Source organism: Ditibartonella apihabitans, assembly GCF_002007485.1.
GTDB classification, from domain to species: domain Bacteria; phylum Pseudomonadota; class Alphaproteobacteria; order Rhizobiales; family Rhizobiaceae; genus Bartonella; species Bartonella apihabitans.
Genome location: NZ_CP015820.1, coordinates 1,075,796 through 1,100,022 on the forward strand (window position 1 = coordinate 1,075,796; position 24,227 = coordinate 1,100,022).

25 protein-coding genes are annotated in these 24,227 nt (G+C 45.7%); 18 read left to right on the forward strand and 7 right to left on the reverse strand.

The features are described from left to right. Positions 1-121 precede the first annotated feature (121 nt). Positions 122-508 carry a hypothetical protein gene (locus tag BBC0178_RS04835; protein ID WP_078040370.1) on the reverse strand — a complete coding sequence of 129 codons (387 nt, stop codon included), beginning with the start codon at positions 506-508 and terminating at the stop codon, positions 122-124. Positions 509-959: 451 nt separating this feature from the next. Between BBC0178_RS04835 and BBC0178_RS04840 the strand changes: the two genes are divergently transcribed. Beyond that, positions 960-1,346, forward strand: coding sequence for a MerR family transcriptional regulator (locus tag BBC0178_RS04840; RefSeq protein ID WP_077973506.1), 387 nt, complete (start codon positions 960-962; stop codon positions 1,344-1,346). A gap of 42 nt (positions 1,347-1,388) precedes the next feature. Here the strand turns inward: BBC0178_RS04840 and BBC0178_RS04845 are convergent, their stop codons facing one another. Then, complete coding sequence (locus BBC0178_RS04845) at positions 1,389-2,357, reverse strand: acetyltransferase domain-containing protein (RefSeq protein WP_078039399.1); 969 nt, start codon at positions 2,355-2,357, stop codon at positions 1,389-1,391. 95 nt (positions 2,358-2,452) lie between these two features. Here BBC0178_RS04845 and BBC0178_RS04850 point away from each other — a divergent pair, with 95 nt between their 5' ends. The 3 genes from BBC0178_RS04850 to BBC0178_RS04860 all read left to right on the forward strand — a co-directional run bounded on the left by BBC0178_RS04850 (position 2,453) and on the right by BBC0178_RS04860 (position 5,305). Then, on the forward strand, positions 2,453-3,130 hold the full coding sequence (locus BBC0178_RS04850; protein WP_078039400.1) for a nitroreductase: 678 nt from the start codon (positions 2,453-2,455) through the stop codon (positions 3,128-3,130). A gap of 335 nt (positions 3,131-3,465) precedes the next feature. Further along, a complete protein-coding gene (locus BBC0178_RS04855; protein WP_078039401.1) occupies positions 3,466-4,863 on the forward strand; it encodes an L-serine ammonia-lyase in 1,398 nt (465 codons plus the stop codon). Between the two features lie 10 nt (positions 4,864-4,873). After that, positions 4,874-5,305 carry a DUF1489 family protein gene (locus tag BBC0178_RS04860; protein ID WP_078039402.1) on the forward strand — a complete coding sequence of 144 codons (432 nt, stop codon included), beginning with the start codon at positions 4,874-4,876 and terminating at the stop codon, positions 5,303-5,305. Positions 5,306-5,336: 31 nt separating this feature from the next. On the opposite strand, the gene BBC0178_RS04865 is transcribed toward BBC0178_RS04860, so the two are convergent. Both BBC0178_RS04865 and BBC0178_RS04870 read right to left on the reverse strand, forming a co-directional pair. Beyond that, positions 5,337-5,612, reverse strand: coding sequence for a hypothetical protein (locus BBC0178_RS04865; protein WP_077971174.1), 276 nt, complete (start codon positions 5,610-5,612; stop codon positions 5,337-5,339). 36 nt (positions 5,613-5,648) lie between these two features. Beyond that, positions 5,649-7,088, reverse strand: coding sequence for a D-alanyl-D-alanine carboxypeptidase (locus BBC0178_RS04870; RefSeq protein WP_078039403.1), 1,440 nt, complete (start codon positions 7,086-7,088; stop codon positions 5,649-5,651). 238 nt (positions 7,089-7,326) lie between these two features. Here BBC0178_RS04870 and clpS point away from each other — a divergent pair, with 238 nt between their 5' ends. After that, positions 7,327-7,716 carry an ATP-dependent Clp protease adapter ClpS gene (gene clpS / locus BBC0178_RS04875; protein ID WP_078039404.1) on the forward strand — a complete coding sequence of 130 codons (390 nt, stop codon included), beginning with the start codon at positions 7,327-7,329 and terminating at the stop codon, positions 7,714-7,716. Between the two features lie 6 nt (positions 7,717-7,722). Continuing rightward, a complete protein-coding gene (gene clpA, locus BBC0178_RS04880) occupies positions 7,723-10,068 on the forward strand; it encodes an ATP-dependent Clp protease ATP-binding subunit ClpA (protein WP_078039405.1) in 2,346 nt (781 codons plus the stop codon). Positions 10,069-10,231: 163 nt separating this feature from the next. Here the strand turns inward: clpA and BBC0178_RS04885 are convergent, their stop codons facing one another. From BBC0178_RS04885 to BBC0178_RS04895, 3 genes are read right to left on the reverse strand one after another with little or no spacing between them, the layout of a single operon-like run. Then, positions 10,232-10,654, reverse strand: coding sequence for an HIT family protein (locus tag BBC0178_RS04885; RefSeq protein WP_077971178.1), 423 nt, complete (start codon positions 10,652-10,654; stop codon positions 10,232-10,234). 55 nt (positions 10,655-10,709) lie between these two features. Then, positions 10,710-11,429, reverse strand: a complete 720-nt coding sequence (locus tag BBC0178_RS04890; RefSeq protein WP_078039406.1) for a glycerophosphodiester phosphodiesterase family protein — start codon at positions 11,427-11,429, stop codon at positions 10,710-10,712. 3 nt (positions 11,430-11,432) lie between these two features. Further along, positions 11,433-11,894 carry a RidA family protein gene (locus BBC0178_RS04895; RefSeq protein ID WP_077971180.1) on the reverse strand — a complete coding sequence of 154 codons (462 nt, stop codon included), beginning with the start codon at positions 11,892-11,894 and terminating at the stop codon, positions 11,433-11,435. 147 nt (positions 11,895-12,041) lie between these two features. Here BBC0178_RS04895 and BBC0178_RS04900 point away from each other — a divergent pair, with 147 nt between their 5' ends. The 12 genes from BBC0178_RS04900 (at position 12,042) to lpxA (ending at position 24,226) form a co-directional block, all read left to right on the forward strand. Further along, the gene (locus tag BBC0178_RS04900) at positions 12,042-12,866 is read left to right on the forward strand and encodes a cell envelope integrity EipB family protein (protein ID WP_078040371.1); all 825 of its coding nucleotides are present in this window, start codon (positions 12,042-12,044) and stop codon (positions 12,864-12,866) included. A 205-nt stretch (positions 12,867-13,071) separates the two neighbouring features. Next, positions 13,072-13,854 carry a 30S ribosomal protein S2 gene (rpsB, locus tag BBC0178_RS04905; protein ID WP_077973510.1) on the forward strand — a complete coding sequence of 261 codons (783 nt, stop codon included), beginning with the start codon at positions 13,072-13,074 and terminating at the stop codon, positions 13,852-13,854. Between the two features lie 114 nt (positions 13,855-13,968). Further along, positions 13,969-14,892, forward strand: coding sequence for a translation elongation factor Ts (tsf, locus tag BBC0178_RS04910; protein ID WP_077971181.1), 924 nt, complete (start codon positions 13,969-13,971; stop codon positions 14,890-14,892). Positions 14,893-15,041: 149 nt separating this feature from the next. Beyond that, positions 15,042-15,761 carry a UMP kinase gene (gene pyrH, locus BBC0178_RS04915; protein WP_078039407.1) on the forward strand — a complete coding sequence of 240 codons (720 nt, stop codon included), beginning with the start codon at positions 15,042-15,044 and terminating at the stop codon, positions 15,759-15,761. A gap of 34 nt (positions 15,762-15,795) precedes the next feature. Continuing rightward, positions 15,796-16,356: a ribosome recycling factor gene (frr, locus tag BBC0178_RS04920; protein ID WP_078039408.1), complete on the forward strand. Its 561-nt coding sequence runs from the start codon at positions 15,796-15,798 to the stop codon at positions 16,354-16,356. A gap of 33 nt (positions 16,357-16,389) precedes the next feature. Next, on the forward strand, positions 16,390-17,115 hold the full coding sequence (locus BBC0178_RS04925) for an isoprenyl transferase (RefSeq protein ID WP_078039409.1): 726 nt from the start codon (positions 16,390-16,392) through the stop codon (positions 17,113-17,115). A gap of 75 nt (positions 17,116-17,190) precedes the next feature. Next, the gene (locus BBC0178_RS04930) at positions 17,191-18,006 is read left to right on the forward strand and encodes a phosphatidate cytidylyltransferase (RefSeq protein ID WP_078040372.1); all 816 of its coding nucleotides are present in this window, start codon (positions 17,191-17,193) and stop codon (positions 18,004-18,006) included. A 15-nt stretch (positions 18,007-18,021) separates the two neighbouring features. Next, positions 18,022-19,170 (forward strand): RIP metalloprotease RseP, encoded by a 1,149-nt coding sequence (gene rseP / locus BBC0178_RS04935; protein ID WP_078039410.1) that lies wholly within the window; start codon positions 18,022-18,024, stop codon positions 19,168-19,170. Positions 19,171-19,399: 229 nt separating this feature from the next. After that, positions 19,400-21,814, forward strand: a complete 2,415-nt coding sequence (gene bamA / locus BBC0178_RS04940) for an outer membrane protein assembly factor BamA (protein ID WP_077971186.1) — start codon at positions 19,400-19,402, stop codon at positions 21,812-21,814. A 47-nt stretch (positions 21,815-21,861) separates the two neighbouring features. Next, positions 21,862-22,905 (forward strand): UDP-3-O-(3-hydroxymyristoyl)glucosamine N-acyltransferase, encoded by a 1,044-nt coding sequence (lpxD, locus tag BBC0178_RS04945; RefSeq protein ID WP_077971188.1) that lies wholly within the window; start codon positions 21,862-21,864, stop codon positions 22,903-22,905. 4 nt (positions 22,906-22,909) lie between these two features. Continuing rightward, a complete protein-coding gene (gene fabZ, locus BBC0178_RS04950) occupies positions 22,910-23,389 on the forward strand; it encodes a 3-hydroxyacyl-ACP dehydratase FabZ (protein WP_078039411.1) in 480 nt (159 codons plus the stop codon). A gap of 9 nt (positions 23,390-23,398) precedes the next feature. Continuing rightward, entirely contained in the window at positions 23,399-24,226 is an 828-nt protein-coding gene (gene lpxA, locus BBC0178_RS04955) for an acyl-ACP--UDP-N-acetylglucosamine O-acyltransferase (protein WP_078039412.1), read from the forward strand. The last annotated feature ends 1 nt before the right edge of the window (position 24,227 follow it).

Here is a 24,227-nt window from a genome sequence, read left to right on the forward strand (position 1 = left end):
CCACCATATTTAGTAACGTCATTTAGCGAGACGGTTTGTAAGCGGAAATATTCGCGCTACTAAGTCACTCTGGTAGTACCGGTTGTAATCCACATTAGTCGTAACAACGAGATCAGTCCTATCAATGGTCGGGCTCATCATGTTGGTGGTCACCGATTTCGATATTGGCATCGTCAAGAGTTAGCTCATGGCGTTCGCAGGTTTCATACATCCAATTTGTGAATTTTACTTTCAGTCCGTTAAGCGAATAAAGATCGGTATAGTAAATGCGATTAGTAGCCATGCACCAAGGGACATCTTTTGCGTCAATTCCCGATTGTTTGTGGAGAAGTTCCGTAACATAAGCAATACCTTCTTCACAGCTTTCGGTGCGGCAATAATTTTTATCCTCGGCAAAAGCATAGAGCTCGGATTTGCCAAGCCAGTTGACGAGGCTGTTGAAAGAAATTGGAATGGCGGCAATGATAATCAAAACGATCAAGCCAAATATCCAAATTTTCTTATGCATGATGGCACACTTCGCTTGACGTGTTCGTTTGTTGACGACGTTTTCACTTTGTCCGTATGATAGACGGATTAAGGCCTTTGAAATAGAGCATAATTGCATCACCCTTTTAAAAATTCAAATATAAGAGAAGAATTCTCGTGTTGGTTAGCTGATACAGATAGCTGAACATGCGCATTTTAGTCTGAGATAACGGTGTTGAAGCAAGCCTATTGCTGGCTTAATAAACGACAAAAAATGGAGTCAATTTAGAGAGATTGCCATAATCAGCGTTGAAAGCGATGAAAAGCGTTGTGAGTGATATGGTCGGTTGGTGCGAAGATATAATTGTGGTGGAATGGAATTTTAATGGCTGCGTTCTATTGCATCAGCATTTTTCAACGCTATTGTGGAAATAAAAGATGGAAATATTGAGGTTTGACAGATTGTTAGTCGAACCTTGTTTGGTAAGCTTATGCATGAATATTATTCAATAGGTGAACTTACGCGGGAATTTGGCGTAACAACGCGGACATTGCGTTATTATGAAGATCAGGGGCTTATTGTCCCGATGCGCCGTGGCAGGACACGTCTCTATACCGAGCTTGATCGGCATCGGTTGCAACAGATATTAAGAGCCAAACGACTGAATTTCACTTTGGCAGAAATTGCCTCTTTGTTGACCGTTACCGGTACGCCGCTTGACGATACAGTGAAGGTCGAGAACGTGTTGCAGGAAATAAAAGAAAAACGCGAGGATCTCAAACAGATGCGCCGCGATATAGACGAATCATTGCATGAGCTTGAACGCATAGAAGAAATCTGTTTCGAGCGTTTGGCCGAACGCGAAGTCAATGGTTAAGTCGAAGATAAATTCGGGACAGTCTTAACTCTTTCATCAAAGCTATTGTTGCTTCAGAACAGTTTGCCCCCAGCAAGCATTGATGGATTTTTGTAATCTTTCATCGGTCTGGCTGACCTCTCCTCTGGAAAATTCGCTCATCATTTGTTGATGATCTATTTGGTCAAATACGCAACTGCAAAAAGCAGTACATAAATGACTATCAGCCTGGCTCTCACTACATTCATTGACGCAAGCCCTTTCCAAAGGTTTACGCAATGCATCCGCAGAAGGGGGAAAAACAGCAGAGATACAATAAAGGAGAGCTAACAGGACAGGTTGGTGAACGAGATAAAATATGAGGCTGTGGCGCCCGATGAGCTGTAGGGATTTATTGAGCCATTGTGGGCGGATCCCGTTTTGCAAATATATAAATAGATGGAACTTGTCGCAGATGCGGGCTGTTGTAAGCCCTAAAAGAGCTGAGCCGAACCACGGGAAAACCGGAACATAATCAAATGAGGGGCGGGGATAGCTCGAAAATCCGATCCATAGCAGATAAGGTACATTGAAAAAATCCGATTTCAGTATGAATGGCAACAGAACAAAAATAAAAATAGCCAAAAAATTCAATACAAGCGGCGTATGCAAGAAGAGCAATCCGATGACGGTTGCCACAGCTATTTCATGTAATATTCCGAAATAGATGAAGCCTTGCGGCATGATAAAATAGGTAACAATAGAGACAACCAGAGCAGCCAGTACGATGATCGACAAGCGTCGGAAATAGGGCGAAAAGCGGAACTGTTTTCCCTGTGCAAGATAGAGACTGAAACCGGAAATAAACAGGAAACAAAACGCGACAATGCGCGCCAGAACACGCAAACTGCCTTCAGCAGGAACTTGAGGGTCTATATAGGAAAAATAGCTCAAATCCCAACTGAAATGATAAACCACCATGCCAATCAGTGCGAGTCCGCGAAAGAGATCAACCTTTTGTAATCGTATTTTAATCGTTTCAGGCTGGTTCATATCGGTATCCTTTGCTATCTATCTAACACAAAGTTTTTGCTTTGCTTGGGTAAATTAGGCCGCTTGTTCATTTTTCCTGTGGGTGGAACATAAAAATGACCAAAATTGAAAAATTTTGCGACGTTGTAAAAAGTAGAAAGTCTATCAGGGCTTACCTGGATAAAGACGTTGACCGTAAGATGGTGGAAGATATTTTGCGCTTATCGTCGCGAGCACCTTCGGGAGCAAATATACAGGCTTGGCAAGTTATCGTTCTTCATAACGGGGCATTGAAAAAGTTGGGACAAAAACTTTTTGACATGTCGGTGGCAGGCATAAAAGAAGAATGTGAATATCAGTTTTATCCCCGTTCGTGGCGTGAGCCTTATCTCGCGCGGCGGCGTAAAGTCGGCTGGGATCTCTATCGGTCATTGGGTATCGCACGTTCCGAGCGAAGCAAGATCGAACACCAACAAGCAAAAAATTTTATGTTTTTTGGTGCTCCGGTGGGACTTATTTTTACAATGGACAGGGATATGGAGCTTGGCAGTTGGCTCGACCTTGGCTGTTTTATTCAGACAATCGCACTTGTAGCGAGAAGTTTTGGTCTTGATAGCTGTATTCAGGCGGCTTTTTCAGAATATCATAAAACGATCTCTGACGAGCTTCAGATACCGCCTGAACGACAGGTTATTTGCGGACTTGCCTTAGGCTATCGCGATGAAAACGCACCTGAAAACAATTTTCCGACCGAACGTGTCCCGTTGGAGGATTTTGTTCGCTTTGTTGATTGAGTGCGGCCGGAACGGGATTTTGCTTTGCTCTAATGATAAATTCCTCAAAAATATTTTGTGAATAGAAAAAATTGTTAATCAAATTTTAATATTGTGTCTTTGCAGGTTCACCGTTATAGGTGTGCTCAATACGAATTCTGCGTTGATTGTATTGCGGGTATCAAAAGGTGCTTTATGGATGAAATTGTCGAAAAATCATGTTGGGGCATCGCTATTCGGGCATCACTCGGACTCATTGCCATTATTGCCGTGATTTATCTGACTGTCGGTTTCTAGAATTTGTTCAGGCACAAACGTCCATTTGATAATGGATATCGATTTGTTCGTTTAAATCCATGTTTCTATCAGTTTTCGAACTATTCAAAATCGGCATAGGACCGTCAAGCTCTCACACAATGGGGCCAATGACGGCAGCCAACAGGTTCCTGGCGGAGATCCTGTCGAACAATTGGCCTAAACCGGTCAATACTTCAATTACCCGTTTGCGTGTCTCTTTACATGGATCATTGGCCTTTACAGGTCTCGGACATGCAACAGATCGTGCTGTTATATTGGGCTTGTTGGGGCAACAACCGGCAAGTGTCGATCCCGATAACATGGATAAATTGGTTCAGTCAGTCTATCAGACAAAGAAAGTTCAGCCTGCCGGTCATCCGGCCTACCATTTTGATCCTGAAAAAGATTTGATCTTCGATCGGAAGACGGTGTTGCCGGGGCATAGCAATGGTCTTGTTTTCGAAGGACTTGACCAATTTGGAAACGTCCTTTTGCGGCGCGTTTATTATTCGATTGGCGGCGGATTTGTTGTGAGCGAGGACGAATTAAATCGCGTTGAACATAATAAAAAAAATGACAACCGGATTGTTCCTTTTCCCTTTGATACAGCAACAATGATGCTTGATATGGCGAAAAAATCCGGCCTGTCTATTGCCGAAATGAAGCGCGCCAATGAAGAAACGATGATGACGCAAAATGAACTTGATGAGGGGCTCGATAAAATATTTCTTGCGATGAAATCAAGTGTTGATCGCGGACTTCATCATGATGGCGAATTACCCGGGGGGTTACACATCAAGCGCCGAGCCAAGAAGCTTTATGACAAATTATTGAGCGATAGCAAAAGAAATCATGTTGGGCCTTTAGCGGCAAATGACTGGCTTTCCACTTATGCAATAGCGGTTAATGAGGAAAACGCCGCAGGTGGCCGCATTGTAACCGCGCCTACCAATGGCGCGGCAGGGGTGGTTCCGGCGGTACTCAGTTATTATTTGCGGTTTTGTGCCGGAGCCGAACGCGACGGCATACGTAATTTTTTGCTCACTGCTGCAGCGATTGGTGGTGTCATAAAATATAATGCGTCTATTTCGGGAGCGGAGGTCGGTTGTCAGGGTGAGGTTGGTTCGGCAGCTTCTATGGCTGCGGCAGGTTTGACCGCTGCTTTGGGTGGTACAGCGATGCAGATTGAAAATGCTGCGGAAATTGCTCTTGAACATCATCTGGGGATGACATGTGATCCGGTAGCAGGCCTTGTTCAAGTACCGTGTATCGAACGAAATGCCATGGGCGCCGTTAAAGCGGTGACAGCCGCTTCGCTGGCACTTCATGGCGATGGAAGCCATTTTGTTTCATTGGATGCCTGTATCCGAACGATGCGCGAAACCGGCCGTGATATGAGTGACAAATATAAAGAAACAAGCAAGGGTGGACTTGCAGTCAATGTGACGGATTGTTAAGTAATAAGTTATGACACTTCACATGGTAAAATTATGTGTTGGCTGCTCTTCACCGGAGGAGCTTGCCCAATGGATTGATTATCGTTTGGAACAACTGAAAGCTGCTGGCGAAAAACCGGAGCAATATCACATCACTCGTATGGTGCCAAAAAGAATTGACGAACTTCTCTACGGTGGCTCGCTTTATTGGGTGATGAAAGGCAATATACTATGCCGACAAAAATTTCTGGATATTCGCCCCTTTACCGATGATGAAGGTATCCATCGTTGTAAGCTTGTTCTCGAGCCAAAAATTATACCGACAATCTGGCAGCCGAGACGTGCTTTCCAAGGGTGGCGCTATCTTGATGGAAGTGAAGCGCCAGAGGATGACAATACGAGTGAGAAAGCCCGCCTGCCGGCTGCTTTAAAACAGGAACTGGCCGATCTCGGTTTGCTTTAGAGCAGGCGGATATTTTGTAGACTTTAGGGGTTTAGATATTTGTCGATCCCAAGCGGAATTTTACACCGAAAGATCCACGTGGACTTGCAACACGCAAATGGATGCGAACCGGTGGCATAGCCAGACGACGGTTACGTTGTGTTTGGCAAATCAGGAGACCAAGAAGCGAGCGCGTGGTGATACCGCGCGGCGTCGCTTTCAGGTCAGCCAATTTCAAAGCAGCCTGCTGAAGAGATCGCAAAGCGAGAAGCGAGCCCTCGTGATTAACGGAGCGGGCTTTTAACACCATATCATTTGCATTTGCCATAGCTTGATTACCTTTTACGCAAAACTCAGACATTGGTTACATTGTTATCGCATAGCAGTTAAAATTTGCTTTCTTTAGAAGCGAACAGGCGTCCCATGCCGCTTTTTTTGTATTGAAACCGACGAAACGGGCGCGATAGTAGCGCTGGCCGTCTTTTTCAAAAATCTGGGTATAAGGTGTCGCTGTTGCCAAAGCCGAGCGGGCGGCATCCGATGCATTTGACAGCATTTCCGTTGCCTGTTGTTGATTTGGCAAAGAACCGATCTGTATAGCCCAGCCTGTCTGGTCGGAACGCCCGTTGGTTGGCGCAGATGCGGTAATTACGGGATCGATAGCTGTTTTTTCATTGGCATCGTTTTTCTGTTTTGAAACGATTGCCTGATCAAGCTCTTTTACAGCCGGAGCGGTTTTTGCTGTTGTGTTGGCAAGCGCGGTCAAAACATCAGAGTTATTATCCGGCTTTTTGGCAATCTGCGGATTTGAAGCAGTCGTTACAGCTTCTGGCTTCGGCGTCGAAGCAGTTGTATCGGCTTTAGCCACGGCTATGTCGGCTTTGGCAACCGGAACGGGTGCTTTGTGAGGCTCCGGCAAGTCATATTGTGTTGCCGCAATAAGAGGGGCGCGTGTTTTGGCTCGACTTGCTTCCGGTAGATAACGGCGCAAAAGCTCTGCCATGTGTGCATCGCGTAAAGCAGATGATTTGCCACCCATGACAACGGCAACAATAGAGCGTCCATCCATACGCATAGATGTAGCAAGGTTAGAACCGGACATGCGGGTGTAGCCGGTTTTAATACCGTCAACGCCTTTCATATCCCGTACCAACCGGTTGTGTCCGTTAATGGTTTGGCCGCGGAACTGGAAACTTGTGGTTTTGAACCAGTCATACTGCTTCGGAAAATGTTCGCGGAGCGCCAAAGATAAAATTGCAAGATCGCGTGCCGTCGAATAGTTCTGTACGTCCGGTAAACCCGACGCATTGGCAAAATTGGTATTCATCATGCCCAAGCGACGTGCTTTTGCCGTCATGATCTGGGCAAAGCGCTGTTCGGAACCGCCAAGATATTCACCGATTGCAGTTGCGACATCATTTGCAGATTTCGTGATCAATGCCTTGGCTGCAAGCTCTGCCGGAATCGTTTGGCCGGTTCTGAAACCGATTTTTGTGGGTGGACGGGAAGCTGCATAGGCGGAAACCGGAATAGGGGTGTTTGGTGTGACGCGGCCCGATTGCATTGCCTCGAACAAAAGATAAAGCGTCATCATCTTCGTGAGGGATGCCGGATAGCGACGTGCATTTCCATTAACTTCGTATAAGGTTCGTCCGGTATTGGCATCGACAACTATAGCGGCATATTTATCGGCATAAGCGCTTTGGGGAGCTGCTTGTGCATAGGTCACAGACACTGAAAATATGAGAGTTGCAATGGCGGCTTTCTTTATGAAACGAGCTACTTTTTGGTAGGCTTTTTGCACTTTTTACGACCTTTTATTACGCCAAACAGAATTTGCGACAAAAAGGGGCCTCAGAGACCCCTGCCGCCTTTTCGCGGGGAAGATTAATATGACAGCGTTACCAATTTCTTTATGAGAACAAATTTTTCGTGATTATTATTTGGCTAAAGGGAGAAGCTTAGTGGTGGAAAATGGCGTAAAACAATTATTAAACTTGCGATTCTGGGACTTATAATCTGTTAAAAATACATTACATGGAATGCATGGGCGAGAAAGAACAATAACCTTGGTAGAATTAAGTTTGCAAAAATTAGCCGGACAGAATGGCGGGAAGGAAAATGAAGACACAGGTAGTTTTGAAACCGGTGTTGCAACAAAATCCCTTCCGAAAGTAAAAAAACCGGATTTTTATCGTGTTCTCCTCTTGAATGATGATTACACGCCTATGGATTTTGTTGTGTTTGTTTTACAAAAATTTTTTCGTAAAAATCGTGAAGATGCAACGCGTATTATGTTGAATGTTCACCATACGGGTGTTGGTGAATGTGGTGTTTATTCCTATGAAGTCGCCGAAACAAAAGTTGCGCAAGTTATGGATTGTGCCCGGGAAAATCAGCATCCTTTGCAATGCGTAATGGAAAGAAAGTGAACTCCGATGCCGTCTTTTACCACAAGCCTCGAAAAGGCCCTTCATAGAGCGCTTATGATTGCCAGTGACGCACATCAGGAATATGCGACATTGGAACATTTGTTATTGGCGTTGCTTGATGATGTTGATGCTAAAGCCGTTATCCTTGCTTGCAACGTTGACATTGAACAATTACGTACCCGTTTGACGCAATATGTCCAATCGGAACTCGATTCGCAGATAGGCGATGATGAAGATACCAAGCCTACCAATTCGTTCCAGCGCGTTATCCAGCGTGCGGTTATCCATGTCCAGTCGGCAGGACGGGATATTGTAACCGGTGCAAATGTTCTTGTTGCAATTTTTGCCGAACGGGAAAGTTTTGCTGCTTATTTCCTTCAGGAACTGGGAATGACACGCTATGATGCGGTCAATTTTATTTCCCATGGTATCGCAAGCGAAAATGGCGCTGCGAGCTTCCCGCTGGATGATTCTGATGACGAGGTGTCAACTTCGCAATCGGCCAACAAGGATACCGATGCACTTTCGGCATATTGTATCAATCTTAATGAACGTGCGCGTCAGGGCAAGATTGACACATTGATAGGTAGGGATAAAGAAATTGCCAGAACAATCCAGATTTTATGCCGGAGGTCGAAAAACAATCCGCTTCTGGTTGGAGATCCCGGAGTAGGTAAAACAGCTATCGCCGAGGGCTTGGCAAAACGAATTGTCGATGGCGAAGTGCCGGACGTTTTAAGCAGTGCTACGATTTTTTCACTCGATATGGGAATGCTTGTTGCCGGTACCCGTTATCGTGGCGATTTCGAGGAACGCTTGAAACAGGTTGTAAAAGAGCTTGAAAACTATAAGGGTGCCATTCTCTTTATTGATGAAATTCATACTCTGATCGGCGCGGGCGCAACATCGGGCGGTAGTATGGATGCGGCAAATCTTTTGAAACCGGCACTTTCTTCGGGGCTTATTCGTTGCATCGGTTCGACGACCTATAAAGAATACCGCCAGATTTTCGAAAAAGATCGGGCTTTGGCACGGCGTTTTCAAAAGATCGATGTCAACGAACCGTCTATTGATGATGCCATTGAAATTCTGAAAGGTTTGAAGCCTTATTTCGAGAACTTCCATCAGATAAAATATACCGATGACGCTATGAAGGCGTCGGTGGAACTTTCATCACGTTACATGTCAGACAGGCGGCTACCTGATAAAGCGATAGATGTGGTCGACGAGACGGGCGCGGCACAAATGCTTTTGCCTAAAGACAAAAGAAAAAAGACAATTGGTGTGAAAGAGATTGAGGAAACGGTTGCAACAATGGCACGCATTCCTCAAAAAAACATATCACGCGATGATCGTAAAACATTGGCAAATCTCGAAAAAGAATTGCGAAGAGTGGTTTATGGGCAGGATAAAGCGATTGCCGCTTTGACTTCATCGATCAAGCTTGCCCGTGCCGGTCTGCGCGAACCGGACAAGCCTATAGGGAGCTATCTATTTTCAGGTCCGACCGGCGTTGGTAAAACGGAGGTCGCCAAACAACTTGCAGCGTCTCTCGGCATCGAGTTGTTACGATTTGATATGTCGGAATATATGGAACGGCACACTGTTTCGAGATTGATAGGTGCACCACCGGGATATGTCGGCTTCGATCAGGGCGGATTGTTGACAGATGCTGTCGACCAGAACCCACATGCTGTGCTTTTGCTTGATGAAATAGAAAAAGCGCATCCTGATCTCTATAATATTCTTCTACAGGTGATGGATCACGGTAAGCTGACCGATCACAACGGCAAGCAGATCGATTTTCGCAACATCATTCTTATTATGACGACAAATGCTGGTGCAGTGGATATGGCAAAGTCTGCAATCGGTTTTGGAAAGACCGAGCGTGAGGGTGATGACATAGAGGCAATTAACCAGTTATTTCCTCCGGAGTTCCGTAACCGGCTTGATGCGATCATTCCATTTGCACCCTTGTCCGAACCGATTATTCATCAGGTCGTACAGAAGTTTATTTTGCAACTCGAAGCACAACTTGCCGATCGGGAAATAACCTTCGAGTTGAGTGACGATGCAACCAAATGGCTTGCTAATAAAGGTTATGATCAACGTATGGGGGCTCGTCCTCTATCGCGGGTTATTCAAGAATATATAAAGAAGCCGCTGGCTGAAGAAATATTGTTCGGAAAGCTCCGCCATGGCGGTACTGTTAAAGTTATGACCGACAAATCGGACAAAAACAAACTGGCCTTGGAAATTATCAGTAATGAAGCACAAACGAACAAAAAACCGGTGAGAGCAGTCAAGGCTTCCGGAAGGCGGGTAAAAAAGCCGACGCCAGCCGATCAATGAATGCAATGACGATATATATAGCAGCAAAATATAACGTCGAAAAATAAATCATATCGAGACAAAAATGCCTGCGCGATGAACCATCGGGCAGGCATTTCTGATAAACCGGTTCATTATGCTGCTTTTGCGCAAAACCGGTTGATTAACGCGGCTCGCCTTTGTTTTAAAGTGCTGCGCGGATTTTTGCGGCAGATTCTTCCAGTGTTTTTGTATCGACTGCTTCCCCGCTATGTGGCTTCAAAGGAACATTTTCGAAACGGGGAATAACATGGAAATGGAGATGAAAAACAGTTTGACCGCTTGCCGGTTCATTAAACTGCATGACAGTTACACCATCTGCATTGAACGCTTTTTTAACAGCCTTTGCTATTTTCTGCACAACCTTGATTACTTTAGCAAGAGTCTCCGGCTCAGCATCCAGTAGATTGCGGGAGCCTTTCCGTGGAACAATCAATGTATGCCCTTTACCTTGCGGCATGACATCCATGAAAGCGATGACATCGTCATCTTCATAAACGCGGATAGAGGGAATTTCTCCACGAATCAACTTCGCAAAAATATTATTTTCATCATAACTTTGTTGCATTTTTCTCCTCACTTATTGTTTTAAACATCGCACTAACTATTAGGATGTACGGGGTTTAATTGTCGTTGTCGGGTTTAAAACCTTCAAATATCATTTGGTCGGCATTAACACGTGCTCTTTCCCACTCTTCAGAATTGTGAATAGTAAAAGCAAGAACGGGCATGCCCAGCTTTTCACGGACAAACCGTACAAAAGGATTGGACAACTGCCTGAAATTATAGGCCACGAACTCCATATCATGAGCAAGCATTGCAAAGTGTTGTTCAATCTCCGAGCGCTTGTTTCCTTCAGCTTTTATCCCGTGTGGTATTGCACGGTCACCGAAACGTATGCGCCGTAAAATATGCACATCCTGAGACATGATTGCCGATTTGTTCGGGTAAGCAACCAACAACTCTGTCACCGTTGAAATCAGGCCCGCATCTTCTCCTTCATTGCCTTCCAGATTTGCCAGAACAGGGACTTTGCCGGCAATGTTTTGAAGAAGTGCCTCAAGGGTAAAAATGCGTGGCTTGCCCTCACTGGTTTGGATATTGGCAATTTCCGATGAACGGAGATCTATGATACGTTTTTTCTGGCCTGTTATTTGTTCAAGAGAAGCGCCATGAAATACCATCGGAACGCCGTCATGAGACAGTTGGACATCGCAACAAATGGTATAATTTTCAAGCGCTGCCAGTTCGAATGCCGGCAGCGTATTTTCTTGAACAGACTTATCGTAGCCATGAAGTCCACTATTCGCGATGGGCCTTTTTGATAACCAATCAATCCTCATCACTCAGATTTCCAGAATTGCTTCCACTTCCACCGGAACATCCATTGGCAGTGCAGCAACTCCTACAGCCGAACGAGCATGCTTTCCGGCTTCACCCAAAACATTGACAAACAAATCCGAAGCACCGTTGGCAACTTGAGGAATGTCGGTGAAATTGGGGTCGGTTGCAACAAAAGCGGTTACTTTTATCACCTGTTTGATTTTACTCAAATCTCCCAAAGCGGCTTTGGCTTGTGCAAGAATGTTGATTGCACATGCTTCGGCAGATTTTTTTGCCTGTTCGGAAGTGACTGTCCGGCCGACTTTGCCTATTGCGACAGGCTTTCCGTTACTAAGCGGAAGTTGACCGGAAATATAAAGCTGGTTACCGGATTTTCTGGCAGTCACGTAATTTGCTACAGGTTGTACAGCAGCGGGAATTGTAACGCCAAGTTTTTGCAAACGACTTTCAATCGTATCAGACATTTTTTACCTCTTTTCCCGTCATTTCATATTTGCTCAATAACCCATTTTCTCGAACATGGAAATGCGATCTTCAAAAAAAGAAATTACTCGCTTTTTTACCATTATATATGATAACGCCAAGGTTAAGGAAAAAACAGGAATATGCGGATGCCAAAATTTCTATTTGCCTTTATTTTATCGGTTATGTGCGTGAACGTTGCACGGGGCGAAGATAAAATTGTCATGGTGCCGCATCTGGCAATCTATGACCTCCAGCTTGAAAATGCTGCAGATAAATCGGGTATTTCGGGTCTCGTCGGCCGTATGGCTTATGAATTCAATGGTTCGGCTTGTGAAGGTTATACAACAAGGTTTCGCTTCGTCACGCGCATCAATATGGCTGATTCACCAACGCGTCTTACCGATCAACAAATGACCAGTTTTGAATCGGCAAATGGTAAAGAATTCCGTTTTGTAAGCAAAACTATAATCGATCGGGAAGTTACAAGTGAAACGGATGGCGTTGCGAAAATTTCCAATGGAAATATGATTGTCAATACGAAGAAGCCCAAAGAAAATGAGGTCAAGTTAAAATCGGCCGCTTTTCCGACAATCCAGACTGAAGAAGTCATCCGTAAAGCAAAAGCAGGCCAGCATTTTTACCGGACAGTCTTGTTCGATGGCTCGGATGATGCCGATCGTCTGACCGAAGCGACCGTGGTGTTAGGCGATAAAGTGGATGCAAAATCCGACGATGAAACCAAAATCATGGGGAAACTCGGAAAAGAACCTTATTGGCCGGTGACGATTTCCTATTTTAATGATGACGAGAATCAGGACGGTTTACCAGTCTATCGAACAAGCTTTCTTCTTTATGAGAATGGTATCACACGCGATCTTGTAATGGATTATGGAAATTTTTCTGTTCGGGGTAAATTGCAAACTTTCAAATTATTTGATGTCCCGACTTCAAAAGAAAATTGTAAAGACTAACACCGGTTACAACGATTTTTGTATTTTGTGTAAGAATATCGACCGGTGGACGTTAAAAGACTTGAAACTTTGTGCGATATCACTTAACTAACCAAATATTCCACACACGGGAAAAGGGTGATTGCGGGAGAAATCCGCAATTTTCCGCCGGTGGCAGGTGTTACCTGCCTCATTCCGTGGAGGTTCAACCGGAAAGGATAAAAAAATGGCATTGCCAGATTTTACTATGCGCCAGCTTTTGGAAGCCGGTGTTCACTTTGGTCACCAGACACATCGCTGGAACCCGAAAATGGCTCCCTATATCTATGGGCAGCGCAATAACATTCATATTATCGATCTTGCACAGACTGTACCGTTACTCCATAACGCCTTGAAGGTGGTATCGGATACGGTTGCCCGCGGTGGTCGTGTGCTTTTTGTTGGCACCAAGCGTCAGGCTTCCGACATCATTGCGGAAGCGGCCAACCGCTCGGCTCAATATTATGTCAATGCACGTTGGCTTGGCGGTATGTTGACCAACTGGAAAACAATTTCCAATTCTATTCAGCGTTTGCGCAAACTGGACGGAATTCTTGCTAATGAAGCACAGGGCTTCACCAAGAAGGAACGTCTTAATATTGAACATGACCGCGATAAACTCAATCGCGCACTTGGCGGTATCAAGGATATGGGTTCGGTTCCGGACCTTCTGTTTATCATTGATACAAACAAAGAAAAAATTGCAATCGATGAAGCCAAACGTCTGGGGATTCCGGTTGTTGCTATAATCGATACCAATTGCGATCCGGATAATATCAATTATCCGATTCCTGGAAACGATGATGCTTCACGTGCGATTGCTCTTTATTGTGATCTGGTTGCAAAGGCTGCCCTTGATGGTATCGCCCGTCAACAAGGCGCAATGGGCGTTGATCTTGGTGCACAGGCAGAAGCTCCTGTCGAACCTGCTCTGGAAGAAAATAAAGAAGCAACTCCTGCCGCAGAATAACGAATAAATTGTGCCCTTGAGACAAGGGCACTTCAACTCAATGATGTATGGTCGCGGGCGTGCTGAGGGATAATCCTTGCACGCTTTCGCCGTTATTAAGATTAAGAGGCAAATATGAGCATTACCGCAGCACAGGTGAAAGAACTTCGCGAATTGTCGGGCGCCGGTATGATGGATTGCAAGACAGCACTTGCAGAAACAAATGGCGATATGGAAGCAGCCGTTGATTGGCTGCGTAAAAAGGGCATTGCCAAGGCTGATAAAAAAGCTGGTCGTACAGCGGCTGAAGGTCTCGTAGGTGTAGCCTCCAACGGTAAAAAGGCTGTTCTTGTCGAAGTGAATTCCGAGACAGACTTTGTTGCCCGTAACGATGCGTTTCAGGATATTGTTCGCAATATTGCAAAAGCCGCGCTGGATACGGATGGAACATTGGAAAAAATTTCGGTTTCAAGCTATCCGGGGTCAGATAAAACTGTTGCCGAGACACTCAAAGATGCCATTGGCAAAATTGGCGAAAACATGACATTCCGTCGTTCCGCTGAGCTATCTGTCGATAATGGCGTTATTGCCACCTATATTCATAACGGTATTGGTGACGGTCTTGGTAAAATCGGTGTTCTTGTTGCGATTGAAACCAATGGCGATAAAGACGCAGCCGAACATTTTGGTCGGCAGGTTGCTATGCATGTGGCTGCAACAAATCCTTTGGCATTGACTGCCGAGGAAGTCGATCCGGCAGCAGTCGAGCGTGAAAAAGCAATTTATTCCGAACAGGCTCACCAGTCTGGAAAACCGGCCAACATCGTAGAAAAGATGGTGGAAGGTCGTATGCGCAAATTTTATGAAGAAGTTGTTCTGCTTTCACAGGCCTTTGTCATCAATCCTGATGAAACTGTAAGCGAGGCTTTGAAGAATGCAGAAAAAGAAATCGGCGCACCGGCAAAAATAAAAGGTTTTGTCCGTTTTGCCCTTGGTGAGGGTATCGAAAAAGCCGAAAGTGATTTTGCAGCCGAAGTCGCTGCAGCAGTAAAAGGCTGATTTTTGGACAAAATCCGGTTTATTTGCGTAAAAACAGTGCTTTTGCATTGTGAGACACGGAAAAAACGTTGTAGAGAGGGCATCGCGTGACAATGCGGTGCCCTTCGTGTATCGAAGGCGCAAATGAATTTTGCATTTGGAGACTATTGATGACAGATACCCCGCTCTACAAACGAATTTTATTGAAGGCCTCTGGCGAGGCATTAATGGGTGGGCAAAGTTTCGGTATCGATGTTTCAGTCGTTGATCGTATTGCCAAAGACATAGCTGATGCGCATGAAATGGGTGTCGAAGTCGGCGTTGTCATCGGTGGCGGAAATATTTTTCGCGGCGTTGCAGTCGCCTCACGCGGTGGTGATCGCGTAACCGGTGACCATATGGGGATGCTGGCAACAGCGATTAACTCTCTTGCATTGCGCACATCACTAACAAAACTCGGGGTAGATGTGGTTGTGCTTTCCGCCATCGCAATGCCACAAATCTGTGAAAGTTTCTCGCAACGCAAGGCTGTCGGCTACATCAGTCAGGGCAAGGTAGTCATTTTCGCAGGTGGCACCGGAAATCCGTTTTTTACCACTGATTCGGCAGCCGCCCTTAGAGCGGCAGAAATCGGAGCGGACGTGCTTCTAAAAGCTACCCAGGTTGATGGAATATACTCGGCCGACCCGAAAAAGGATCCTTCTGCAACCCGTTTCGACCATTTAACGCATGAAGAAGTTATCCAAAAGGGTCTTGCAGTTATGGATACCACCGCAATTACTCTGGCTCGTGAAAACCATATTCCTATTATTGTCTATTCGATCAGTGAAAAGGGTGGACTGGCCAATGTGTTGAATGGCACCGGACGCTATACAGTGGTATCGGAATAATATTCGTCTAAAAATAATCCGAAGGAGAGTTAGTATGAGTGACGCTACAAATATCGACGATCTCAAGCGCCGTATGGAAGGCGCCATTTCATCATTCAAACACGAGCTCACTGGTTTGCGGACCGGTCGTGCTTCTGCGAGCTTGCTTGAACCGATAACGGTCGAAGCTTATGGCTCGACTGTGCCGCTTAATCAGGTCGCCAATATTTCCGTACCGGAACCGCGCATGTTGTCGGTTTCAGTCTGGGATAAATCAATGGTGTCTGCAGTTGACAAGGCCATCAGAGAATCTTCATTGGGCCTGAACCCGATAACGGACGGTACAACTTTGCGCATTCCATTGCCGGAACTTAACGAAGAACGCCGCAAAGAGCTTGTTAAAATTGCTCACCAATATGCGGAGCAGGCGCGTGTTGCAGTCCGCCATGTTCGTCGCGACGGAATGGAAGGATTGAAAAAGGCTGAAAAGGATAGCGAGATCAGTCAGGATGAAAGCCGTATTGCTTCTGATAAAATTCAGAAATTGACGGATACGACGATCGGCGAGATCGATAAGGTATTGGCTGCTAAACAAGCGGAAATTATGCAAGTCTAAAACTATTTATTGCAGCAAACAGGTCGGAAAAATATGTTATATCCACGTCATATTGCCATCATTATGGATGGAAACGGCCGATGGGCACGTGCTCGTGGATTACCCAGAATTGCCGGTCACAAGATTGGCATGGAAGCACTTCATAGAATTGTGCATCATGCCAGTCAAATGGGGCTCGAATGGTTGACTGTTTTTGCTTTTTCTTCTGAAAACTGGTCACGACCGGAGTCTGAAGTCAATCATCTGATGGGACTTCTGAAGTTATTTATAAAACGTGATCTGCTTGATCTTCGCGATAATAATGTCCGTGTACGGGTGATAGGCAATCGTGAAGAGGTGCCAGCGGATATTCAGAGTCTACTCGATGAAGCAGAGACAATTACGCAAAAAAATGACGGACTCAATCTTGTTGTCGCATTCAACTATGGTGGACGTGCCGAAATTGTCCGGTCTGTAAAAAAAATCGCCAAATCTCTGGCGAACGGAACTATCAATATTGATGAAATTGATGAAGCCGTTTTTTCAAAATATCTTGATACGGCTGAAATGCCGGATCCTGACCTAATAATCCGCACCAGCGGGGAGCAACGTTTGTCGAATTTCTTGCTTTGGCAGTCGGCTTATAGCGAATTTTATTTTGCTCCCTGTTACTGGCCTGATTTCGATGAAAGACAACTTGATATAGCTGTTGAAGATTATTGGTTGCGTGAACGTCGTTTCGGGCGGATTCCCGATTATAAAAAAGAAAAGTTGTTATAACTCTGATCTTTGTCTTAAAAAGAAATTGGATGAAAATTATAGTTCGAGATGCATATTGTTCGGATCGGAGAACCGATGTCTAATCTTCTCATGAGAATTCTGACAGCTGTTGTCTTTGCAGCTATAGCACTTTTTCTGACATGGGAAGGCGGCTTTCTATTTGCTTTATTTGCCTGGTGCGTTGGAGGCTTTGTTTTATATGAGTGGAGAGGGATTAGTAAAAGCTGCTGGCGGCAAATAGACGAAATTATTGCCTCCGTGGCATATATTATTTTTGGCATTCTGCTTGTTGCTGATTTTTCAGCGCCTCTCGTTTTTGTCGTGATTTTTTTATGTGCTATTGTCCTCGCACTTGTGGCAGGAAGAAAAACCGGTTGGGTTGCTGGAGGCTATCTCTATGCAACTTTGCCCGTTCTATCCTTGACATATATAAGAGGCGAAGAACCATTCGGATTCGGTGCGATTATTTATCTCTTCGCTATTGTTTGGGGAACGGATATAGCGGCCTATTTCAATGGACGTTCGCTCGGCGGACCGAAACTTGCTCCCAAATTTTCTCCTAATAAAACGTGGAGTGGGGCCATTGGCGGTGCATTGGCCGGTACTGCAGGCGGATGCCTCGTAGCGTTTGTAGCTCTTGATACTACTCCAGCCAATTTGTTTATCCCTGTACTGTCTCTTGCTCTTTCGATTGTATCGCAAATTGGAGATATTTCTGAATCGTGGGTAAAACGGCACTTTGGTGTAAAAGATTCAGGGCGCTTCCTGCCTGGACATGGCGGCTTTATGGATCGCGTCGATGGACTGGTTTTTGCTGCCATTCTGCTTTATCTCGTCGGAGCAATCGCTGCAGATATGACAGTTCCTTCAAATATGTTTAACCTGATCTGATTGACGGAGCCTCTCTTGGAAATAATGAGTTTTATTGCTGATGTCGGCACACCGTTATTGCGTATTTTTGGTGTGATATGTGTCATCATGGTCATTATTTTTGTCCATGAAATGGGCCATTATCTCGTGGGGCGCTGGTGCGGTATCGGCGCGAGTGCATTTTCATTGGGATTTGGTCCGGAAATCTGTTCGCGGACCGATAAGCGTGGCACACGGTGGCGCATTGCATTGATACCTCTTGGCGGCTACGTGAAATTTATCGGCGACGAAGATGCTGCCGGAATGGCTTCAAAAGCGGATGCGGCGGCGCTTCCCGGATCTTTTGCTTCTGCTGGTGCCTGGGCTCGTGCTGTTACCGTTTTTGCCGGACCATTTACCAATGCACTTTTTACCGTTGTGGTTTTGTCGTTTTTCTTCTTCTCCTATGGCAGAATAATCATTGAACCGGTTATCGGTTCATTGGTGGATGGTGCGCCCGCAATGACGGCAGGGTTAAAACCCGGAGACCGTTTTATAGAGATGGATGGTCAAAAGGTTGAAAGTTTCGACGACCTCATCGGTTATGTTTCGCTCCACGGAGGTGATCCGATCGATTTTACGCTGGAAAGATCAGGGCAGCCTTATAACGTTACCATTACGCCAAAACCGACGGAACGGGATGACGGATTTGGCAATAAAGTTCGCGTCGGCATGATTGGCGCTGGAGCACCTGCTGATCCGAATAATCCGGGAAGACTGGATCCGGCCTATGAAAAACATGTCAATTATGGATTGTTTTCGGCAATTGGTGAAGCAACGGACAAATCGGCTTTTATTGTCGTTCAGACAGTTCGTTTTCTCGGGCGATTGATTGAAGGGCGGGAAGATCGCTGTCAATTGAGCGGCCCTTCGAAAACGGCAACGATAGCTTGGCAGGTAAGCGAGACCGGATTTATGTCGCTTCTCAATCTTACAGCGTTTCTTTCAATCGGCATCGGGTTGATAAATCTGTTTCCATTGCCACCGCTTGATGGCGGGCATCTGGTTTTTTATGTTATTGAAGGTGTTATCGGGCGGCCGGTTCCCAAGCGTATTCAGGAAATCATTTTTACCGTCGGCTTTATTATTGTCGTTGCTTTTATGTTATTTGCAATATCCAACGATTATTTATGCTGGTTAGGTTGATTAAGCTGTGTTAACAGTTTATCAAGTTGGGCGATGTTTGTTATTTAAAAATGATGTAAACTGTTTACCATATTTGTGAAATGCCGTGGCATACATGCCACGGTGAGTAAAGAAGTAGGCAGATTTTAACGGAAGGCCTTGCTTGTATAAAAAAACCCGCTATTAGGGATATATAAGCATTTTTGGGCACGGTGTGTCTGGAAACAAATAAACAAGGGTAAAGAAGCCAATGACGGCGAATTCGAAATTTCTTAGCGCAGCATCTGCACTGGCACTTACGGTAGCAATGGCCGTTCCGGCAACTGTAACTGTCTCGGTTTTGGGAATGGGGGTTGCACAGGCGGCTGTCGTTCACGCCATCGAGGTTCGTGGCAACCAGCGTGTTGACGCACAGACGATTCGTGATAACACGGGTATCAAGGTTGGAAAGAATTTTTCCAATAATGATATTGATGAAGGTTTGAAGCGGCTTTTTGCAATGGGGCTGTTTTCCGACGTCAAGATGAAGCAGGTTGGTGGTACGCTCGTGGTTTCTGTCAAGGAATACGAAGTCGTCAATCAGGTGCTTTTCCAAGGTAATAAAAAGGTCAAGGATCCTGATTTGCAGCGCGTTATTTCGCTTAAGCCGCGCGAAGCTTTCGATCCTGCCAAACTTGCATCCGACGAACAGTCCATTCGTGATGCCTATCGTTATGTAGGTCGTAATGATGCAGAGGTTTCGGCCCAGACTGTCGATCTCGGGCAAGGACGTGTGAATGTCGTCTTCAAGATCACAGAAGGTAAGAAAACCAAGATTGACGATATTACCTTTGAAGGAAATAAGGCTTTTGGTAACCGCCGTCTGCGTGATGTTATCGCAACCAAACGCTCCAATATCCTTTCTTGGCTGACCAGAGGCGATGTTTATAGTGATGATCGCTTGCAGGCTGATCAGGAAGCTTTGCGCCGTTTCTATTTCAATCACGGTTATGCAGATTTTCAGATTGTTTCGGCTGATGCGACATTCGACGAAGCCAGCAATTCCTATAAAATCAAATTCGTTGTTGATGAAGGTGCCCGCTATAAATTAGGCGATGTACAGGTTGATAGCACGATTGAAGGGATTGATACCCAGTCGATGCAAAAAGTGCTGAAGACCCATGAAGGCGATGTCTATTCAGCCAAGCGCATTGAAGACTCGGTATTGGCAATCAATAACAAGGTTGCTGATTCGGGTTATGCCTTTGCTAAAGTTGAACCTCGTGGTGACCGTGATTTCAATAATCATACGATGTCTATCGTTTACAATATCGACCAAGGACCGAGGGCCTATGTCGAGCGAATTGAAATTCGCGGTAACGATAAAACACGTGACTATGTTATCCGTCGCGAGCTCGACCTGAATGAAGGCGATGCTTATAACCAGACAATGGTGCAGCGTGCTAAACGGCGCCTTGAAGGGTTGGGCTTCTTCCAGACTGTCAATGTTTCAACAGCTCCGGGCTCAGAACCGGATCAGGTTATCCTTGTTGTTGATGTGACCGAAAAATCAACGGGTGAGTTCTCTATCGGTGGTGGTTATACAACAGGTGGCGATTCGCCGGGTGCTTCGGTTGAAGCTTCTATTACAGAGCGTAACTTCTTGGGGCGTGGCCAATATGTTCGTATTGGTGCCGGTGCCGGTGAAGATGACGCACGTAACTATAATTTGTCATTTACCGAACCTTATTTTCTTGGTTATCGGTTGTCGGCCGGTTTTGATGTTTTTCGTCGTACATATCGTATGAATGACGACTATGATGTCAAACAAACAGGCGGTTCGGTTCGTTTTGGTGTGCCGATTACCGAACAGTTAACCGGTAGCATCGCTTATAACTATGTTCAGGAAGAATATGATCTTGACCACGAGGGTCGCTACGCGGATCGTGCAAGAGAGCACGGTACTATTAAAGAATATGAAGAGATGAAAGATTATTCCGGTGCCATTGTTCAAGCGTCGAAGAATAGTCCGTGGATTCGTTCGTCGGTCAGCTATGGTTTGACCTATAATACTATAGATGACATGAAAAACCCGCATGATGGTCTCTTCATTCGCGGTATTCAGGAATATGCCGGTGTCGGTGGTGACGCAAACTTCTTGAAGACGACCGGTAAGGCCATGATGTACAAGACGATTTCGGAAACATACGATCTCGTTGGTTTGCTGTCTGTCGGCGGTGGCTATATCCACGAGATCGGTGACGATGGTGTCCGTATCTTCGATATGTTCAAGAGCAATTCGGACATGATACGTGGTTTCAAATATAACGGTATCGGTCCTCGTCAGCGCTCTACAGACGGAGATAAGTACTTCCTCGGTGGTACAACCTATATGAATGCCACGGCGGAAATCCAATTCCCGATGCCGGTTGTTCCCGATAGCTTGGGTATGCGTGGTGCGTTCTTCGCAGATACGGCAACTCTTTATGGCAATAAGTATGATCCGGTCTATGACTTTGAACAAGCCGTTACCGGTGATGAAAGTGCATGGCGTGCATCTGCCGGTGTCAGCTTGATGTGGGCTTCGCCATTTGGGCCATTGCGCTTTGACTATGCTTGGCCTGTTGCTAAAGAGAGCGGTGACCGGACACAGAACTTCAACTTTGGTGTGTCAACCAAGTTCTAATTTTCCCTTTCTCCCGATCTTGAAGGGTCGGGAGAGAAAGTGTTCTGATGGCGGATTCATTATTTTTTACGCCGTCCCGACAGTTGACTGTTGGCGAGGCGGCAGCTTTAACAGGTGCCGCTTTACGCAATCCTGAATTAAGTGGTTCAGTAATCAAGCATCTTTCTTCGCTGGATAATGCGGAGCCGGGTTCTCTCGTTTTTGTCGAAAGTAGAAAATTTGCAAAAGCGTTGCTCGGGAGCCAGGCTCTTGCCGTTTTTTGTTCCGAAGATGTTGCTTCCAAAGTTCCTGATAATATTGCTACTCTTGTAACGCAATCGCCACATCGTGATTTTGCGATGATTGGACGCATCCTGTTTCCGACAGCTTCAACACCGGCTCCGTGGTTTGGAGAATATGGAGTTTCACCAAAAGCTTTTGTTCATCCGGAGGCAAAACTCGAAGAAGGAGTGACGGTCGAACCGGGTGCTGTTATCGGACGCGGAGCAGAAGTGGGGAGCGGTACACTTGTTTCCTCAACGGCCGTCATCGGTGAAAATTGTCGGGTAGGGCGTGAATGCTATATCGCGCCATCTGTTTCAATTCAGTATAGCTTTATAGGTAATCGGGTTCGTCTTTATCCGGGAGTGAGAATAGGTCAGGACGGGTTCGGTTATGTCGGTGGACCGAGCGGCATTGAAAAAATTCCGCAGCTTGGGCGCGTTATTATTCAGGATGATGTAGAAATCGGTGCCAATACGACAGTTGATCGCGGTGCATTGAAAGATACGATCATCGGCGAAGGCACAAAAATAGATAATTTGGTTCAAATTGCTCATAATGTGCAAATCGGACGTTTTTGTTTGATTGCTGCGCATTGTGGAATTGCAGGTAGTTCTACAATCGGTGATATGACGCAATTGGGAGGAAGTGTCGGTCTGGCCGATCACGTAAAAATTGGCTCACGTGTGCAGATCGCTGCAGCAAGTGGCGTTATGAATGACATACCTGACGGCGAAAAATGGGGTGGTAGCCCCGCTCGCCCGATCAAACAATGGTTCCGTGAAGTTGCGGCGCTAAGAAATATGACAAAGTTCAATAAGGAGAAATGACAAGATGAACGCTGCTGTTGAGAAGAACAGTCTGGAGGCAGTAGACATTCGTAAGCTGTTGTCGATATTGCCTCATCGTTACCCGTTTCTTCTTATTGATCGTATTATTGATATTGACGGTGATCAATCGGCAATTGGCATTAAAAATGTTACGGTAAACGAACCGCACTTCACAGGGCATTTTCCGGAAAACCCGATTATGCCGGGTGTGCTTATCATTGAAGCGATGGCTCAGACTGCCGGCGCAATTTCGTTGCTTGTTCAGGGCGACGAAAAACCCGGCGTTGTTTATCTCATGACCGTCGATAAAGCAAAATTCCGTAAACCTGTTGTGCCGGGAGATCAGTTGAGGCTCCATGTCAAGAAATTGAAACAACATGGTGGAATCAGGCGCTTTTCTTGCATTGCGGAAGTTGATGGAAATCGCGTGGCAGAAGCGGAAGTTGCTGCTATGATTGCGGTTGCCGAGAATAAAGAAGAATAGGGTTCTAGAATGTCCGGTGTTGAAATTCATCCAACTGCGATAGTGGAAAAAGGTGCAGAACTTGGTACCAATGTAAAAATCGGGCCTTTTTGTACCGTTAGCGTCGATGCTGTTATTGGCGATGATTCCCGTTTGTTGAGCCATGTTGTCATAATGGGCCCAACCACATTGGGGTCAAACGCTCTTGTCTATCCGAATGCAGTTTTAGGGGGAGATCCTCAAAATAATAAACACAAAGGTGGGCGTACCACTTTGGTTATCGGAAAAAATTGCATCATCCGTGAAGGTGTCACCATGCATCGCGGGTCGGATACAAGCCGTGGAACAACAACGGTTGGCGATGATTGCGAATTTTTGGCTTATGCCCATGTGGCTCATGATTGTGCTTTGGGAAATCACGTTACATTTTCCAACAATGTGATGATTGGTGGCCATGTCGTGATCGGTGATTATGTGATTATTGGCGGCGGCGGTGCGGTTCATCAATTCGTTCGTGTCGGGCATCACGCTTTTGTTGGTGGTTTGGCCGCTCTGGTTGGTGATCTCATTCCCTATGGGTCTGCTATCGGCGTCCACGCATGGCTGGGTGGCTTGAATATTATAGGCATGAAAAGATCAGGTTTGCCGCATAGCGAAATTCACGCTGTGCGTCATGCTGTACCGATGCTCTTTGACAGAACCAAACCCATTGCCGAAAGAGCCATTGACGTGCGTAATGCCTATCCAGCTTCAAAAGCGGTAACTGACATTATCGATTTTGTTGAAGCTGATCATAAACGCGCGTTTTGTACGCCAAAACTCGATAACACAAATAACAGCGGCGATATCGGATATTGAA